The sequence below is a fragment of the Moorena producens PAL-8-15-08-1 genome, assembly GCF_001767235.1.
In the GTDB taxonomy this organism is placed as follows: domain Bacteria; phylum Cyanobacteriota; class Cyanobacteriia; order Cyanobacteriales; family Coleofasciculaceae; genus Moorena; species Moorena producens_A.
In genome coordinates this window covers 5,286,046-5,303,183 of sequence record NZ_CP017599.1, presented here as the reverse complement: position 1 = coordinate 5,303,183, position 17,138 = coordinate 5,286,046, and the positions used below count along the sequence as shown (strand labels likewise).

Genomic DNA, 17,138 nt, shown 5'->3' with positions numbered 1-17,138 from the left:
ATTTCAGCTTAGATTTATCGCCAATTTGGCGACCCTTTAGAAATCTATAGAAAAATCTCTAGAAAATTAAAAAAAGTACTCTCTGGGGTAACATGCTCCGGTAAAATGAAAAACATAATACCAAAACTAAAGAATTGTAAAGTAATATTAAGTAAAGGCATACATCGATTGAGTGTTTTTTCCTCTATGACCACCCAGTTTTTTGCTTCCCAGTGTGTGGAAATGACTGTGCCACAGGAATCTGTGCCGATTCAGCACTACTTGCGTCAGCCTGAACGGATAGTTTATGCGATCGCAGACCTGAATCGCATCCAACAACTGACTCAGAAGCGTTTTCGCCTGAAAATGAATCCATTACACTTTATGTCCTTGACATTTCAGCCCACGGTAGATCTAGAAGTGTGGGCAGAATCTGACGCTACTGTTCATCTGAGGTCTGTCGGTTGTGAAATTATAGGATTGGACTACATCAATCAACGCTTTGCACTGCAATTAACCGGAAAACTGCATCCTTGGGAAGATCACGGAGTGACTAAGCTCACCGGCAGAGCGGATTTAACTGTCAAGGTTGATGTGCCCTTACCTTTTTCCCTTACTCCCAAGCCAATCTTAGAAACCACTGGCAATGGTTTGCTCAAAAGCGTTTTGCTCAGGATTAAGCAAACCTTGATGAAGCAGCTGTTATTGGATTATCGTCAATGGGCTAACAACGGCACCCAAACAAATATATATACCCAGCACCAACCACCAGGAGCTCCCGCGACTTGATCTAGCAATCGCTGTCGGAGTGGTCAGGGTGGAAAGATGGGGAGATGGGAAGATGGGGAGATGGGGAGATGGGGAGATGGGGAGATGGGGAGATGGGGAGATGGGGAGTGTGGGAAGTATGGGAAGTATGGTAAGTGTGGGAATTTTCGGGCGAATTTTTGCCTAATTCCAACCTATTACCTATTACCTATTACCTATTACCTCTTGCCTCTTGCCTTTCCTTAAGGGAGTATGTTCACAATCACCCTTAACCCTTAATCCTTGATATTTCCTTGTGACAAAAACTATTACTGATCTCCCAATTAAAGCTGGTATTGTTGGTACTGGGTTTGCGGCTAAGCTCCGAGCGCAGACATTGCAAGCGGATTCGCGATCGCATTTACTGGCGGTCTGTGGTCATACCCCTGCCAAAACCCAAGAGTTTGCTGAAACCCACGGCACTACAGTGGTGGATTCTTGGCAGCAATTGGTAGAACACCCGGAGCTTGATCTAGTATTTATTAGCACGATTAATCGGGATCATGGCACAATTGCCCGTGCTGCCCTTAATGCTGGCAAACATGTTGTCACTGAATATCCCCTTTCCCTGGATCCCAAAGATGCCGAATCCCTGATTACCCTTGCCAACGCTAAGGGCAAGCTCCTCCATGTAGAACATATTGAGCTTTTAGGGGGCTTGCATCAAGCCTTGCGCCAATCTTTGCCCAAAATTGGTCAACCGGTTTATGCCCGTTACGTAACTATTGCCCCGAAACACCCTGCACCTCGGGGCTGGACATTCAATCTGGAACTATTTGGCTTTCCCTTCATTGGTGCTCTTTCTCGCATTCACCGCTTTACAGACTTGTTTGGTGAGGTCGCTTCTGTGTATTGTCAATCCCAGTTTTGGGATGCTGGTGATCAGTACTTTACTGCCTGTCTATGTAATGCCCAACTGCGCTTTACTAGTGGTCTAATCGCAGATATTACCTATGGTAAAGGGGAAATGTTCTGGCAGAGGTTACGGAATTTTGAAGTCCATGGAGACCAAGGCACACTGCTGTTTGAGGGAGACCAAGGTAATCTGATTAAGGCAGAGGAAAGCAAACCAATTGAAGTAGCAGGGCGACGGGGTTTGTTTCTTAAAGATACCGCTATGGTAATTGACCATCTAGTTAAAGGAACACCCCTGTATGTAACGACCGTAGCTAGTGGCTATACTCTCAAGGTTGCAGATGCATTACGTCAGTCCGCAGCCACAGGTAATGCCATCGCTTTAAGCCGCTATTAATAAAGGGCGGATGGTAGAAAGGCCCCTGCTGGTTCGTTATACAGGCCAAGGCTCATCAAGGTTTCGGTCTGGATCAGACGCAAGCCATGGTTCAAACACCAACGCAATAGGTCGGCGTTACTAATTGGAACATAAAAGCCCGACCCACCGAACGCTGGAGCTGCCGCGATCAGCGCTTTTAAGTCCTCATTATTCTCGCCAACAGCGTGCCCGAAGAAGCCAATTTCGGTGGCGTAGCCGGATATGCGCCCATCACACTCGACAAGGGTTGCCATGCCCCGAGCGACATATTCCTTCAGTTCCCACGCCCGGTCATGACCATGAATGCGATCACAGAGTTGATTACACGCAGCAAGGTCGGCCTCAGTGGCCGGACGAACGGTGCGGCCTGGTATGGTCAAGCCGAGTGGCTGTCCTTGAAGGTTCGCCAGTAGCTCACGCACATTGAAGCCCAGTTTTGTATACAGGGACAGGGAGCAGGTGTTATATGCGGCTTGAAGCAGCCGCACACCGGGGCACCGTTTTTCTTGTGCTCGTTGTAAAACATGTTCCATCAGGCGGCGACCAACCGACCGATTTTGTGCGGCGGGGTCTACCGTAGTCGGACCGATACCGGCGATAGTATCCCCTTCCCACAAAAAGTTGCTGCCAATGACGCGCCCATCCTCAGCTTCGGCCACGACGGAATAAACCGCCGGGTTCGCTAAAATTTCGGTCAACATATCCGCCCCAAACTCCGCAGAAGGAAAGTCCGGTACCAAGCCGTGCTGTTCTGCAATGGCACGGAACGCTTGATACAGAATGGTGCCACAGGGGAGTGCGTCCTCGGGCCGTCCCCCACGCAGTATCACTGAAGAGGTTTGTTCAAATACTTTGTCCATGATGAAAAACCTTTTAAGTGTTCCGTTCGCAACTTTGCGCGATAGGAATTGAAAATACAAACCTAGCACTACACTGTTGATTAGGTAGTCGGACAAAATTAGGTTTAACTGTCAAGATAGGGAACAGCGGATCACCGGAACAGGGAACAGAGGGACTTTTGGCTGGTTTACAAAAGTTAACACAGTTTGGTTTATTTATGTCCAGGTACTTAGTTTTGTCAGTCAACCAGCGTCTATTTATTTTAGAGTGTGTCACTTACCATAAAATTTAACTCAATCTTGTATAAATTACCTAAACTATATAAATCGTAACAAATATTTTAAACTTCATTACAAAATCAGATATGCCCTTGGCATACCATGATATGTTCTGTAACATACATCGAGTCAGGGTTCCTATGGGCTGATGGGACACGCAGCTTTCCCGCTCTCGGACTACCTAATAGTTAAGTTAGACAAGGAGGACACTTTGGATTTGCATTCTACTCAACCCCACAATGATCATGCTTGTGAAGGCATTAGCGATTATGTCGCCGAGCTTCAGTTTCACATGGCACTCCACGCCCGCAAATTAGTTCCTAACCTCACTAAAGCAGCAGATAGTCGAGAGCAACTATTGCAGCAAACCCAAGCTAATTTTGAAAAACTGGTTTCCCGACAATCCCGTTCAGAGCGATAAAGCACGAGCTCGATTTGCAGCAATCAAGGATTCTGTATACTGTAGCGCCTCTTGCCAAACCTGATACCCAAGAGGCGTTAAATGGATGCCATCGGTTGTCAAGTTGTGCTGCATCTGACCTTTAGTATCAGTAAACAACTTGTGAAGATTGAGATAGGCTGCTCCTTCTTGTTGAGCAATCTGAGCAATTTCTTGATTAAGATTACGAATGCGCTGATTAGAAATAGCAGTAGCTCGTGTCGGTAAAATCGATTGGATAATCAGTTGAGCTTGTGGGTGATTTTGCCGCAATTGACGAGTAATCTGGCGCAGGTTGTTGAGAATAACTTGATCGGTTTTGCCCTGACGCAAATCATTGATACCTGCCATCACATAAATTGTATCAGGACGAGTCTGGGAAAATGCCGATAATCGACTCAAAATTTGACTGGTATTCTCACCAGAAATGCCTTGATTGAGCCAAAGTTGATACTTAGGTAATCCCTGTGCCGGTAACCACAAACTTAGGGAATCTCCCACTACCATAGACAGACGATTGTTACCCTGTCCGTAGGCAACAGCTCTGGCTTCCTGTGCCAAGAGTTGTTTCCATTGCTGATAGGTAGGTTTTGTGAGAGGGACTCCTTTATGATTTAATCCCTTTGCCCAAAACGATGAAAAACTATGAGCAGGTAAGCGAGTATAAAGTTTGCCAGCTCTGAGGGCAGCTAATCGTTGGTAATACAGTTCCGTTCCCGACTTTGGTGAAGGAGTAGCAGGTCGATAGTTGGGTAAACGTTGCTGATACTTTAGTTGCTGATACTTTAATAATTTAGCAGCGCTACGTTTCTGCCATTGACTACTAAATTCAGGAGAGGAAGTTTTTGCAGTGGTTTCTAGGGTAGGGACAATCTTGTGACTCACCCCAGCCTGCAATGCTTTCTTAGCTGTTGACACTAAAAGGCTTGAGAGGCTATCTGAGGGATTGGCAGGTAGGGGTGGTGGTGGTGGAGCAGACATTGCTCCTCCAGTGAGTAGACTTGTTGTTAACAGATATAAATTGCTCATAATGTGCCCACTTTCCTCTCTATATTCTTTTCACATCAAGCAATGGAGGAAATCCGGACAACTTTAAAGCACGGTGTTGCTGAATTGAAGTATGAATATGAGTAGAGTGGGCATCCTGCCCGCCCGGAAATAAGCATGAAACTGGCAAGATGCCAGTGTCTTGATGCAGTCGCTCATGGGGGTTTCCCCCAAGACCGTAATGGTGCTTTTTCCGTAGGCGAATTAAATTCGCCACGGGTCGCACCTCTGCATCGCTTCCACGCAAGATGCCCATTCCACCTCACTCTTAAAATCATTCCATTATTCAGCAACGCCTTAATCAAAATCTCCCCCATCTCCCCATCTCCCCATCTCCCCATCTCCCTATCTCCCCATCTCCTTAATTATGGGTATTCAACTGAATCCCATAATTAAGGAAGGGATAGCTCAACGGGCACCGATCCGAATCACATCTCCATCAAAGGTTGGCAGTGACAGCACAAAGGGATCAGTGGAATAGGTCAATGCTTGTTCTTCTAACATACCGATGGCAATTTCTTCACCCATGCGCACACTATCATAGTAGTCAGTAAAGTAGTGAACGCCAGCCATATTGCGACCAATAGAAATATTGGCAGCCAGTTTGTTCAACTCACCCTCCAGAGTCAGAAAATCCCTGGATCGCTCTGAAACAAGTGTTGCCTCACCTTTCGTGTAGGCAGATGGATCAGGGGCACGGAACACAATAGCCTGATCTTTGGGACTAAAGCGTTTGAATCTGATCTGTGTCCTTGCTTGTCGAGGTTTTGGGTTTTTGACTGGTGTTTCTACTAAAACTGCACTGGTATCAAAGAATGCCTTAAGCATGGTCACACATGCCCCAGCAACAGCGGCATGTCCTGCACCATAGGCAGGGTGCATGGGAGACCCTTCAGGAAATGCCATTGGTAGTAGATAATTCTGTGAGCCAGAGCCATTTTGATTGGCTAGTTCCAAAATGAAGTTGAGAGTACCGTTACTTTCTAGTTCACGTTGAAACCTTCTAATGTACTTGAGTAATGCTCTGGGTACACTAGCTTTAGCTTGATTAGGTAGCTCTTGAAATCGCCGTAATAGTTCAATCCGGGCTGCCAATGCCTCTGGTCGCAGGCGAATATGGTTATTGAACTTCTGGAAGCGGACAGCTTTAAGTGCTCGTGTCGCTACTTCAGTAACCAAAGTTAAGATGTGTGGACCGCCATAGAGGGCAAAACCACCAGCATTGCGACGGGTTGCTGGATTACCTGCTGCTACACCACCCCCAGAAAGATGATCAAAAGCGGGATCGAAGGGTGTTTGCATCCCCAGGAGAATGATGCAAGCGTTGAGATACGGTTCATAAAGAGCGTCGTAATGAACATAGGTGGCTAAATCTCGGGGAGTAGAGATAAACCGACGAGCTGGACGATCGGGTAGCTTAGGGTTTTTATCATTCTCTAAAACATAGCTTTCTCTGTCTTGCTTAATCCCACGCTGAACCAAGACATAGTCTTCCATGTTGGTCATGTAATCTAGGTTAGGTCTTGCAATGGGAACCTTTTGATCAATTTGCAAAGCACCATAGGTAATTTTCCCTTCTGCAACGTTGCCACCACCATTGAGATCAACATTACCCATCAGTAGAAACTGAGAGAGATACGGACCGACTTCCACTCCTGGAGAAGAGCCTCGGAATACGGTTTGCTCATCAAGCCTGCCTCTGCCATTCACCTTACGAGGTCGTCCAGTTTGGTTGCGAATATAGTCAAGAGCATTGAGACGATTGATTGAACTCTCGATTTTGCTATTCGCTCCTCTCTTCTCAAAGTCATTAAGGGGCTGATCCCGCAGTATGGCTAATTCGTAGATCTCTGCTATCTCAAAAATTAGCTCTGGGTTAGCCTTACCGCTAGCATCGATTAACGGTGGTGCCGGAGGCATGGTAACTGCTTGTGGATCGGGTCCGTTTAGCTCAAAGACAACCCCTGCAGTTGGTGCTTGCCATTGTCTAAATTGCTCAAGCAGATCAGGGTTAGTTTCAGGTTTAATAGTGTAGTCTTGACCTGTAAATACTACCTCAAATTTGGCACCATGACGTACTCGATCAGAGAAGGGATCAATAAAGCCATCGTCCACTGCACGGCGAAACTCCACAAAATCCTGTGGATCTTCTAATAGCCCTGTATCAGGGTTGTGAGGTAGGCCTTTGGTAAAGGACATAAAATACTGATCATCAGCATGTCGCTGTTCATCCCCATTGGCTTTATGGGTAGGATAGTCACGACTTCTAGCTAGTTTTGCAGCGTCGAGGCGAACGTCAAAAGACTTCTCTGAACGATTTGCCATGGGAACTCCTTAGAAAAAATAATTTTGATATGTTTTTAAGATGTCTATTCAAATGTAAAAAGTAATTTATGACTCTGACAGTACCCACAAGGGTACTTTTTTCACAAAAAAAAATGGGTTGGTTTGTAAGCATTTAGCCGTCAGCTGTCAGCCGTCAGCTTTCAACCTTCAGCCACAGGATCACCCTAGGCGAGCAGCTTAAAATAAACCTCTGTCGAGATAATTTTATAGTTCGAGATTTTAGAGACTTGAAAGTTTTACTAAAAGTCCTACAACTAATCTTTAACAAAATACCAGTCGCTCAATTCTTCCAAAGAAATATCATTCTCTGGCTGTGGAGCACGGAAATAGGAATGTATCGGAAGTAATTCAACACCAGGATTTGCTGATGGTTCAGAAATAATCTGTTTGATTCGGCTCAAGTAGTTTAAAGCGGTGCTATCCCAGGTGTAATAGTCCAACACATACTGCTGACAACGTTTCTGTAAATTTTGCCACAGTTGTTGATCACAAAGTATTTCCCTGATGCCTCTAGCAATATCTGCTGGATTGTTGGGATCAACTAACATCCCATAGTCTTCATCTCCTACTTTTAGACTTTCACCAACACCACTATTTTTTGTTACCACTATCGGTAATCCAGCTGCTGCTGCTTCTAAAGGAGCAAGACCAAAGGGTTCAAACAAAGAGGTAAGAGTAAACACGGAACCACGCTGAGCAAAATACCGATAGGAGGCTGCTAATGCTGGTTGATCGGGTACTGAGAAAGCGCTAATTTTACCCCACAAATTTTTTTCTCGTACTATTTCCCGGATTGGACCTATTACTAGTTTTTCGGTCTGTTCATCGTGGGCTTTTTCCTGCAAAGGGTTATCCAATCCACCAGTAATCAGCACCACATTGGCTTTCTCTTGGATGATCACATCGTCAGCAAATGCTTGCACTAAACCTAGGAGGTTTTTCTTGGGATCTAAACGGCTGGATGCCAAGATAGCCGGTAGATTGCGCCGTGATTCACTGATGTCCCGGCGCAATCGCTCTTCAATCAGTTGATAAGTCGCTTCTTCATTATGAGCGATCGCATCGGAACCAAATACAGAGCTATTTACTCCTGGTGCAATCACGGCAAATCGATGATCATCGTCTATATCGACTGCTCCACGATAAGCATGATGAGTGTACTGTTGGAACCGCTCTTGTGCCGTATTAGTAATATTGAGGGCTGAGTGGTTCATGCTCAACCGTTCCGCTAGGATTCGGTATCGGAAATTGTAATAGTGATCAATTTCAGCCAGATTCTCAGGAGTGACTTGGAGTTTATCCATTTTTTGAGCCCCCAGGGAATGACCTGTGAAAGTAAAAGGTATCCCTGTCTGTTGCTCAATCAGCACCCCACACACTCCCCCATCACTGTAGTGGGTAGTCATGATATCGGGGAACTTACCTTCCTCTCGATAAAATTCCAGGATGTTTGGGACCCAGTCTTGGACGAGATAGGGCCACAACAATTCTTTGCGCAGGAACTTTTGTGGTCCGGCTGGCAATCGGATAATCCGGAGGTTGTCTACACTCCCATAGCCATCAAATGTCTCGGCAAATTCTGGCCAATCCGGATCAATGATTTGACGGGTGAGAATATCTACCTGGTGACCTTGTTTTGCGATCGCTTCCCCGACTTGCTTGACATAAACCAATTGACCACCGAAATCGGGATGTTCGCTAATGTAGCTACTTTTATGGTCAAAATTACCTTGAGGGTTGAGAAATCCAATGTGCATCACAGTGACTCGAATAAAAACAAACTGTTACCAAACCCTGACAATTCCTAGGATTGACAATCCAGGTTGAGCTTGTTTTGGGGATCTTATGTTAAGTCAAAATTAAACTTATAATTATATTCTTAAATTGGGTGGTTTTCACGACACATTTAATAGTTTTTAATGTTAAGTTATATTAAGAAGCATCGGGAAAGACGAGACCTCTTGCATAAATAGCCAACAACAGCGTGATAACTACGATAGTTACCTGCTAATTGACTTTTGCAAAAGGTCTACGGTTAAGCCAGGGGAGTTATTCGTAATCAATAGTAAATAGGACTTACGCATTTGCCCCCTAAATCCCCCAATTCTGGGGGACTTTAACTCAATTTCCCCCCAAAATTGGGGGGCTAGGGGGGCGAAATCAAGTTAACCGCGTAAGTCCTGGTAAATAAATTCAGGAGAGGTAAGAGATTCTATGGTTAGTTCTATGGTTAGTTCTATGGTTAGTGAAGCAAAGACCACTACTCCTCACCATGTGGTCATTATTGGTGGTGGATTTGGTGGACTCTATGCTGCTCAGGCTCTGAGAAAGGCACCAGTGAAAGTAACTCTAATCGATAAACGCAACTTTCATTTGTTCCAGCCCCTACTCTACCAAGTTGCTACCGGGGGCTTATCAGCAGGTGATATTTCCTCACCCCTGCGGGCAATCCTGAGTCACCAGAAAAATACTCAAGTGCTGATGGGGAAAGTAATTGGTCTTGACCCGAACCAGAAAACCGTTCAACTAGCAGACAAAGAAATATCTTACGACTCCCTGATCGTGGCCACTGGCGTTAGCCACCACTACTTCGGTAATGATCAATGGGCAAAAGACGCTCCTGGTTTGAAAACCATTGAAGATGCCCTAGACATTAGACGTCGCATTTATTCTGCCTTTGAAGCCGCAGAAAAAGAAACTGACCCCGACAAACGTCGCGCTTGGTTGACCTTTGTGTTGGTAGGAGGCGGACCAACTGGAGTGGAATTAGCCGGGGCCATGGCAGAATTAGCTTACGACACCTTAAAAGATGACTTCCGCGACATTGATACTTCCGAAGCCAGGATTTTACTGTTGGAAGGGATGGATCGGATTTTGCCTCCTTACCCACCCGAGTTATCAGTAAAAGCCCAAAAGTCTCTGGAACGGTTAGGAGTAACAGTACAGACAAAGACCCTAGTTACTAATATTGATAACGATATAGTTACCATGCGTCGAGGGGAGCAGGTAGAGGAAATTAACGCCAAAACTGTTCTGTGGGCAGCAGGAATGAAAGCGTCTGCCATGGGCAAGGCGCTGTCAGAGGCTACTGGTGCGGAGTTAGACCGGGCTGGACGGGTGATAGTACAACCGGATATGAGCTTGGCCGGACATCCGGATATTTTTGTGATTGGTGATTTGGCGAATTTCTCTCATCAAACTGGTAAACCCCTACCAGGAGTTGCGCCAGTGGCGATGCAACAAGGCAAGTATGTCTCTACTCTGATTCAGAAGCGCCTCAAGGAGGAGACAGTACCGGATTTCCATTACCAGGATTATGGCAATTTAGCCGTGATTGGACGCAATGCCGCAGTAGTGGATTTGGGGTTTGTTAAGTTCTCTGGTTTCCCCGCTTGGCTGGCCTGGATTTTTATCCACATCTTCTTCCTGATTGAGTTTGATAATAAGTTGCTGGTAATGATTCAGTGGGCATGGCATTACCTTACCTTTAAGCGCGGGGTTCGTTTAATTACCAACCTTGAGGAAGAACCAGCAGGGAATTTCGAGGAGAGAAGAGATTATCGGACGCCGGTACAGGTGTAGGGCATTAGGGATTAGGAATAGGGTGGGGAGAGTGGGGAGATGGGGAGATGGGGAGCGGTGCGACCCGTGGCGAATTTAATTCGCCTACGGAAAGCGCACCGAGGGAGATTTTCATTAAGGGTAATTATCCTGAGATGATATAAGTACTGAAACCATTAACTATTACTCTAAGCCCTAATCCCTAATACTATTAACCTAATCCATGAGTCAGATTTCGTCTAAAGCATCTACTCCTTCCTCGATTAATCTATTGCAGCAACCAGCCGCTTGGCTGTACAGTTTCTGGAAATTTTCTCGTCCCCATACGATTATTGGGACGAGTTTAAGTGTTTTTGCCCTCTATGTGATTGCCGTGTCCATGACTAACAGTGGTTGGACTTGGCAAGGGTTCGGTCAACTGCTGGGAGCTTGGATTGCTTGTTTGTGCGGCAATGTCTATATCGTAGGACTAAATCAATTGCACGATGTGGAGATTGACCGGATTAATAAACCCCATCTGCCAGTTGCTGCAGGGGAGTTTTCTCTGCAACTAGGTCAGGGGATTGTGGCGGTAACTGGTATCCTAGCGCTACTGTTGGCTTGGTTATTGGGACCTTGGTTGTTGTTGATGGTCAGTATTGGTTTGGCAATTGGTACATGCTATTCCTTGCCACCGATCCGGCTGAAGCGGTTTCCCTTTTGGGCAGCGCTATGTATTTTTTCAGTACGGGGAGCAATCGTTAATTTAGGTCTGTTTTTACACTTTAGCTGGGCATTGCAACAGGGACAAGTGATGATGCCCACTGCAGCAGTGTGGGCATTGACCTGGTTTATCTTAGTCTTTTCCGTTGCGATCGCAATATTCAAAGATGTCCCAGATATCGATGGGGATAAGCGTTTCAATATCACTACCTTTACCATCCGCCTCGGTAAATTGGCGGTATTTAATATAGCACGGGGAGTAATTACTGCTTGCTATCTCGCCATGGTGCTAGCTAGTGTGTTGCTCCTGGGTTCAGTAAATATCCTCTTCTTGGTAGGGACCCATCTGGTGGCATTAGCAGTAATGTGGTGGCGCTCTTACCAGGTAGACTTGGAGGATAAAAATGCGATCGCTAGTTTTTATCAGTTTATCTGGAAACTGTTTTTCCTGGAATATTTAATTTTCCCAGCAGCTTGTCTTTTTAGACTATAGGGTTTATCAATTAATCGAATCAACAGCGCGTAAGCATTCAGCCGTCAGCCGTCAGCCGTCAGCCGTCAGCCGTCAGCCGTCAGCTAATCAAGGGGAAGTAGTAAAAGTTATAGTGTGGCACAGGCTTCTAGCCTGTGAAGTATAAGCTGATAGCTGATAGCTGATTACTGACCGCTGATAGCTGATAGCTCAAGACTTACAAAAAAATAGCCGTGGAAATACTATCCACGGCTATTTCAACTCCACAATAAGTCCGTTGAAATTGTTGTTAGGTGCGCTGCATTCCTATGTCACTCAGTTACCAAACCTAACCTTTGACTGGGGGGAAACCCCCCAGAAATTTAAGGTGTTATGGCAACAGCCAATACTTGGTTAGTGTAGTCATCACTTCGCCTGGAACCTCAGTCGGCTCCAGAGGTGTCCATTCGCAAATCTCCGCATAGCCCAGTGCATACATGGTTTGCATACTATAGATTACTGCTTCCCGAGACCCTTTCAGAGTGTGCTGAGCAGGTTGTTTTTTGAAGTTTTGAGTAAATCCTTGTCGCATAATTTAACAATTGAACTCATTGTGTTAGTAATGATTATTGTAATGATTATAAATTTAATTGTCAAGGGTTTTTTAAAAGTTTGTTTGGGAATTTTTAGGATTAATAAAAAACAGCGATATCCTGAAATGTATGCTACGCTAACGCTTAGTTTTTAACTATTAATTTTTACGATAATGCTATAAGAATTTGTGAATCTCATATTTGTAAAAAAGTTGCGTAGGGTGCCTTAGGGGGGCCTCATTTTCGGCCTCGTAGCCAGGCTTTGGATAGCCCGCCCCGTAACGCACCACCGTGTCAAACAGCATGCATTGAGATGCACCAGAATAATTCGCTCCTAAAAGAGAGATATTGCACCAGTATAAAAAACTAAATAACGGCAGTAATCACAATCAATTTAAGTAGTAAAATAGTAAAATATTATAACTGTTTCCTGTTCGCTGTTTCCTATTCCCTAGCTTGACAGGTGAATTTTAAACTTGCTGCAAGATATGAGTAAAATAAGAGTAAGCCCCTGAGTGGTGCGTTACGGGACGGGCTCTACCAACCAGCCACGAAGAGGCGTAAAATGAAGCTGAGCCCGTCCCTAACGCACCCTACGCCACATTTACTCTTGCCTCTTGCCTCTTGCCTCTTGCCTTCCCCTCCTGGGAGGGGTTAGGGGTGGGTTCCTCTTGCCTCTTGCCTCTTGCCTCCCTCTTGCCTGTTCCCTGTTCCCTATTCCCTGTTCCCTTTGCTCATGACACAATCAATCCTGAGGATGCCAGAAAATGCCAGACTAACATCCCAACAGTTTTACGACCTGTGTTGTGCTAATCCTGACTGGAAACTAGAGCGAACCGTACAAGGAGATTTAGTTATTATGGCTCCAACTGGTGGAGAAACAGGAGCAAGAAATGCTAATCTTCTAATTCGTTTAGGAATCTGGAATGAACAATCTCAACTGGGAATAGTGTTTGATTCATCCACCGGATTTCATTTACCTAACGGCGCTGAGCGTTCACCCGATGTAGCGTGGGTTAAACGGGAAAGATGGGAGGCTCTAACACTGGCACAACGGTAAAAATTCCCACCCCTAGCACCAGATTTTGTGATTGAATTAATGTCTCCCACGGACAACTTGAAACCAGCTCAACTAAAAATGCAGGAATACTTAGATAATGGGGTTAAATTGGGTTGGTTATTCAACCGATTAGCCAAGCAAGTGGAGATTTATCAGTGTGGGAAACCTAAAGTAGTATTAGAGCAGCCTAATAAATTATTGGGAGAAGCAATTTTGCCTAATTTTGTTCTCAGTCTCGATGGTTTTTGGTAATCAATGGCTGAAAGTGTTGTCTATTTAAAATAGAAAAATACCCCGACCAGAGCTACATTAGTAGAATCTCCCGGGGCTTTGATTGTTTAGGTTATTACCTCATCACTCGAAGGCTTACAGATAGCTTGGAGTGGTTAAGAGTTGTAACCTATTGAGCGGCGATACCTTAGATAATCAATTTCTAAGGGTTTGGTTATTTCAGGAAAAAATTAGCTGAAATAATTGATTACCACCTTGTCCGGGATATAATGGTTATTACTTGCATTGAAATGAGACTGGTCCGGATCCTTGGGACAATGTCCATAGATCATCATCAATCAAGGGATAACTACTAACGTTTCCAGGGCCTATCGAAGTCGGTCCTGAATAGTATGTGCTATAAACTATGGCCCGATCATTTGACTCGTTTGTAAGAATGACAGTACTCAAATACTCTCCAGGAGCCAATTCAACTCGGCACTGCGGTCCCTCGGCGGTCAGATAGGTTACGTCACCTGCGCAGCAATTCCCGGCAAGTGCTTCTCCGGGATGAACTGCGAAGCTGACGATTAGTGTCAGTGCTACTACAGCGATACTTAACACTTTCCTGAGCATACTACTGATTGTAGTCATTTTAAGATGCGTCCTGTTTATTGTTGCTATTTTATGCAAGTTGAAGTTGGTGGGTTTGTTTGGAAATCCTATTAGATAATAGGGTTCCTTCTGACTCTTTCCTATTCCACAACTTTTTCTTGCGGGACACCAACTTGATCGGTTATTCGGTCATAGTTGGGGAAAAGTGACAGGAGGGTGATGGGTTACCATGCTCCAGTTATTCACCTTTCTGCTTCTATAACGAAAATTTTGATTGTTTGTGACAACTAATTTTTTTTCGTTAAATGCGCTGTTTTATGGTATTGAAGCTATTAGCTATCAGCTATCAGCTATCAGCTATCAGGCGTTGCTGAATCAAGGAATGAATGTGTGATCATCTGGTTTTATTAAAGCCCCCGTTGGTCCCCCGAGCGAGCAATCCCTCCCTCGGGGGACTTTGAACGTCTTATTCCCCCCAAAGTTGGGGGGCTAGGGGGGCAAAACCATACCCAAAATCAGCAACGCCCTTTCATTTTTTGCATGACAAAGCTAGCTGGTCATGAAAAAACACACCAGCCTCCTTTATTGCCTCAATAATCTCCAGGTATTGAGGCAATAAAGGAGGTATACAGTGCGAAGAAATGAATACCCTGGTGGCCCTCTATCTCCTGTATATAATTTCTGGTTGCTGCTTGGCTCTGCTTTCTTGGTGAAAGTACTCCACTCCGACAAAATTCTCGCAACACTAAGGATTGGCAACTGAGACAGATCCTGCCATATTGATACCTCTTGGCTCCGATTCCTTAGGGATGGTGGAGAAATTGCTATTGCTTTGAGCGATCGCGGTTTTACCCAATCCATCGGGCAAGGATTGCTATCGCTGAACTTAGTTGATGGGGGATTGGGAGCTTTTTTAATAGAGATTACCTTTGGTACAACAGATTCTGGCTCTACCAGTGACGTTATCTCCTCTGCTGTTGTCTCTAATTTGATGTCAGGATAATGGTGTTGCTGATTGTGGGTATGATTGAGCCCCCCTAGCCCCCCAATTTTGGGGGGAACAAGACTTTCAAAGTCCCTTCCGGTGCGCTTTCCAATGGGCGAGTAAATCGCCCTTGGGTCGCACCGCAAAGTTGGGGGATTTAGGGGGCTTTCCCAAAACCAGAGGATCGCGCATTCATACTTCAATTCAGCAACGCCGGAATAATTACCGTTACTAACAATCTCCCCATCTCCCGATCTCCCCATTTCCCTTAAAGACTCCGACTGCTCAGTTGTCTCCAATTCTCCTTGTTCCATCTCTTTGTCAGGGGGAGTGACATCGCTTTCTCTGTCTTTGTCTTCCCTACTCTGCTGCTCGGATACTCTCCTAATCTCCTGCAAAAGCGATGCAGCGACTACCGGTGCGGTCTTGGGGGTTCCCCCCATGAGCGACTACCGGTGCGGTCTTGGGGGTTCCCCCCATGAGCGACTGCATCAAGAAGGGCGATATCCCCGTAAGCGTTCTGATCTAACCCGGCCAGATACGTGTGCAACGGCTGCTGCAGTTTTTGCCTGGCTCGTTGGATACGTTTACGAACGGTATTGTTGGAAATATCTAGTCGTTGAGCTATCTCTTGGTAAGACAACTCCTGCTCAAAGTGCAAGAGACATACCTCGCGCTGATTCTCGGGCAAATCCTCTAGAGCACTACGGATTACTTGTAATAGTTCCCTCTTTTCTAGAATTTGTCCTGGGGTATCAAATTCAGTAACCAAGCCATTCCCCTCTGCCACTGCGATCGCTTCCAGGTTTTCTACTCCTATTGCTCCAGAGTTGTTTTCTCGATGGCAGTCTATACAGAAGTTATGGGCAAATTTAGTCAGCCATCCTTTGAGATTGGTAATCTTTGCGGCAAATTTGGGCAATTTTTCCCAAGCCTTGAGCATAATCTCAGAAAGAGCATCTTGAGCTTGAGACCGATTACCCCCCATCCAGCTGCAGCAGCGATGGTAAAGATAGTCTTGATACTGTTCCCAGAGTGGCCAAAAGGCAGTGCGGTCTCCAGTAGACAGTTTTTCCAGGAGGGGCTCCACCCAAGCAGGGGTAGATTGCTTTTCTGCATTTTCCCTCCATTGGCCATGAAAACCTTGGTTTGTTGGCTGCATAAGCGCACCTGTAGAAACACCAAAGTTCATTTGGCTAGCTCCCATATTTTGTAAATCGATCACTCAACTAACGAGATAATAGGGCTTTCAGTATTCGAGCCTAGTGTTTTTGCACAACTGAGATGCACCGAAGACCAGTGTGGCCTATTCAGCCAAGTTAAACAAGTGACCTTAGTCAACTTAAGCCCTCAAGTCCAGTCATCTCTTGAGTTAGGATTTTTGTAAATTTTATTGAAGCCTTGTCTTTATCTTTTTTTAACTTTATCTAAGTAAAAATATTATCATACCACATCAGCTGGTAATAAGGAAAATGTATTGGATGCAAGGCAGAAGGCAAAAAACAGAAGGCAGAAGGCAGAAGGCAAAAGGCAAAAGGCAAAAGGCAGAAGGCAGAAGAGTTTCAATTTTTTTTATTTAATCAAATGTCGTTTAAATGGGCGAAAAATTATCATAAACATTACACTAAAAAGCTGATTATTTTGATACTGCTGTTTGCATAACTATCAGGTACACAGGATTGTTTTACCTCTTGCCTCTTGCCTGTTGCCTCTTGCCTGTTGCCTCTTGCCTCTTGCCTGTTGCCTGCTACCTGCTCCGAAGCTCCTATCAGGTAAAGGTAGAAAATGTAAAAGTATCAAATAAATTTCATCAGAGAATTAAAGATTTGATATAGAGCCTATAAAAGTATTTACAATCCTCTCACGGTAACTTAATTTGGTATCGAATAAAACCTGTTAAAATACTCCAGTTGATCGAATAAACTATCTGAAATTAAAAAAAATATAAAATA

The 17,138-nt window shown here is 45.0% G+C and carries 16 protein-coding genes and 1 pseudogene; 9 read left to right on the top strand and 8 right to left on the bottom strand.

What is annotated here, in order from left to right; genetic code table 11:
- Positions 1–186: 186 nt before the first annotated feature.
- The 3 genes from BJP34_RS19345 to BJP34_RS19335 are packed head-to-tail and all read left to right on the top strand — an operon-like array spanning position 187 to position 2,038.
- Positions 187–768, top strand: a complete 582-nt coding sequence (locus BJP34_RS19345; RefSeq protein WP_070393748.1) for a DUF1997 domain-containing protein — start codon at positions 187–189, stop codon at positions 766–768.
- Positions 769–804: 36 nt separating this feature from the next.
- Positions 805–993: a hypothetical protein gene (locus tag BJP34_RS40240; RefSeq protein ID WP_070393747.1), complete on the top strand. Its 189-nt coding sequence runs from the start codon at positions 805–807 to the stop codon at positions 991–993.
- A gap of 49 nt (positions 994–1,042) precedes the next feature.
- Complete coding sequence (locus tag BJP34_RS19335; RefSeq protein WP_070393746.1) at positions 1,043–2,038, top strand: Gfo/Idh/MocA family protein; 996 nt, start codon at positions 1,043–1,045, stop codon at positions 2,036–2,038.
- Here BJP34_RS19335 and BJP34_RS19330 read toward each other — a convergent pair.
- Complete coding sequence (locus BJP34_RS19330) at positions 2,035–2,919, bottom strand: GNAT family N-acetyltransferase (protein ID WP_070393745.1); 885 nt, start codon at positions 2,917–2,919, stop codon at positions 2,035–2,037. The genes BJP34_RS19335 and BJP34_RS19330 overlap by 4 nt on opposite strands.
- A gap of 475 nt (positions 2,920–3,394) precedes the next feature.
- Here BJP34_RS19330 and BJP34_RS19325 point away from each other — a divergent pair, with 475 nt between their 5' ends.
- Positions 3,395–3,598, top strand: coding sequence for a hypothetical protein (locus BJP34_RS19325; RefSeq protein WP_324610942.1), 204 nt, complete (start codon positions 3,395–3,397; stop codon positions 3,596–3,598).
- On the opposite strand, the gene BJP34_RS19320 is transcribed toward BJP34_RS19325, so the two are convergent.
- The 4 genes from BJP34_RS19320 to BJP34_RS19305 all read right to left on the bottom strand — a co-directional run bounded on the left by BJP34_RS19320 (position 3,587) and on the right by BJP34_RS19305 (position 8,766).
- Entirely contained in the window at positions 3,587–4,645 is a 1,059-nt protein-coding gene (locus BJP34_RS19320) for a GDSL-type esterase/lipase family protein (protein ID WP_070393744.1), read from the bottom strand. The genes BJP34_RS19325 and BJP34_RS19320 overlap by 12 nt on opposite strands.
- A gap of 173 nt (positions 4,646–4,818) precedes the next feature.
- Entirely contained in the window at positions 4,819–5,004 is a 186-nt protein-coding gene (locus tag BJP34_RS19315; protein WP_070393743.1) for a hypothetical protein, read from the bottom strand.
- 67 nt (positions 5,005–5,071) lie between these two features.
- On the bottom strand, positions 5,072–6,988 hold the full coding sequence (locus tag BJP34_RS19310) for a bromoperoxidase (protein WP_070393742.1): 1,917 nt from the start codon (positions 6,986–6,988) through the stop codon (positions 5,072–5,074).
- A gap of 275 nt (positions 6,989–7,263) precedes the next feature.
- Entirely contained in the window at positions 7,264–8,766 is a 1,503-nt protein-coding gene (locus BJP34_RS19305) for a glycosyltransferase (RefSeq protein ID WP_070393741.1), read from the bottom strand.
- A gap of 457 nt (positions 8,767–9,223) precedes the next feature.
- Between BJP34_RS19305 and BJP34_RS19300 the strand changes: the two genes are divergently transcribed.
- Entirely contained in the window at positions 9,224–10,591 is a 1,368-nt protein-coding gene (locus BJP34_RS19300) for an NAD(P)/FAD-dependent oxidoreductase (protein ID WP_149031060.1), read from the top strand.
- Positions 10,592–10,793: 202 nt separating this feature from the next.
- Positions 10,794–11,765 (top strand): homogentisate phytyltransferase, encoded by a 972-nt coding sequence (locus BJP34_RS19295; RefSeq protein WP_070393740.1) that lies wholly within the window; start codon positions 10,794–10,796, stop codon positions 11,763–11,765.
- 349 nt (positions 11,766–12,114) lie between these two features.
- Here the strand turns inward: BJP34_RS19295 and BJP34_RS19290 are convergent, their stop codons facing one another.
- A complete protein-coding gene (locus BJP34_RS19290) occupies positions 12,115–12,315 on the bottom strand; it encodes a hypothetical protein (protein ID WP_070393739.1) in 201 nt (66 codons plus the stop codon).
- A gap of 625 nt (positions 12,316–12,940) precedes the next feature.
- Here BJP34_RS19290 and BJP34_RS43755 point away from each other — a divergent pair.
- Both BJP34_RS43755 and BJP34_RS19285 read left to right on the top strand, forming a co-directional pair.
- On the top strand, positions 12,941–13,129 hold the full coding sequence (locus BJP34_RS43755) for a hypothetical protein (RefSeq protein ID WP_158517315.1): 189 nt from the start codon (positions 12,941–12,943) through the stop codon (positions 13,127–13,129).
- Positions 13,053–13,628 (top strand): annotated as a pseudogene (locus tag BJP34_RS19285) (Uma2 family endonuclease). Before BJP34_RS43755 ends, BJP34_RS19285 begins: the two are co-directional and overlap by 77 nt.
- 1,155 nt (positions 13,629–14,783) lie before the next feature.
- On the opposite strand, the gene BJP34_RS47660 reads toward BJP34_RS19285, so the two are convergent.
- Positions 14,784–15,629, bottom strand: a complete 846-nt coding sequence (locus tag BJP34_RS47660; protein ID WP_070393738.1) for a hypothetical protein — start codon at positions 15,627–15,629, stop codon at positions 14,784–14,786.
- Positions 15,599–16,348: an RNA polymerase sigma factor gene (locus tag BJP34_RS19275; RefSeq protein WP_229423935.1), complete on the bottom strand. Its 750-nt coding sequence runs from the start codon at positions 16,346–16,348 to the stop codon at positions 15,599–15,601. Before BJP34_RS19275 ends, BJP34_RS47660 begins: the two co-directional genes overlap by 31 nt.
- A 517-nt stretch (positions 16,349–16,865) precedes the next feature.
- On the opposite strand from BJP34_RS19275, the gene BJP34_RS43750 reads away from it, so the two are divergent.
- The gene (locus tag BJP34_RS43750) at positions 16,866–17,021 is read left to right on the top strand and encodes a hypothetical protein (protein WP_158517314.1); all 156 of its coding nucleotides are present in this window, start codon (positions 16,866–16,868) and stop codon (positions 17,019–17,021) included.
- The last annotated feature ends 117 nt before the right edge of the window (positions 17,022–17,138 follow it).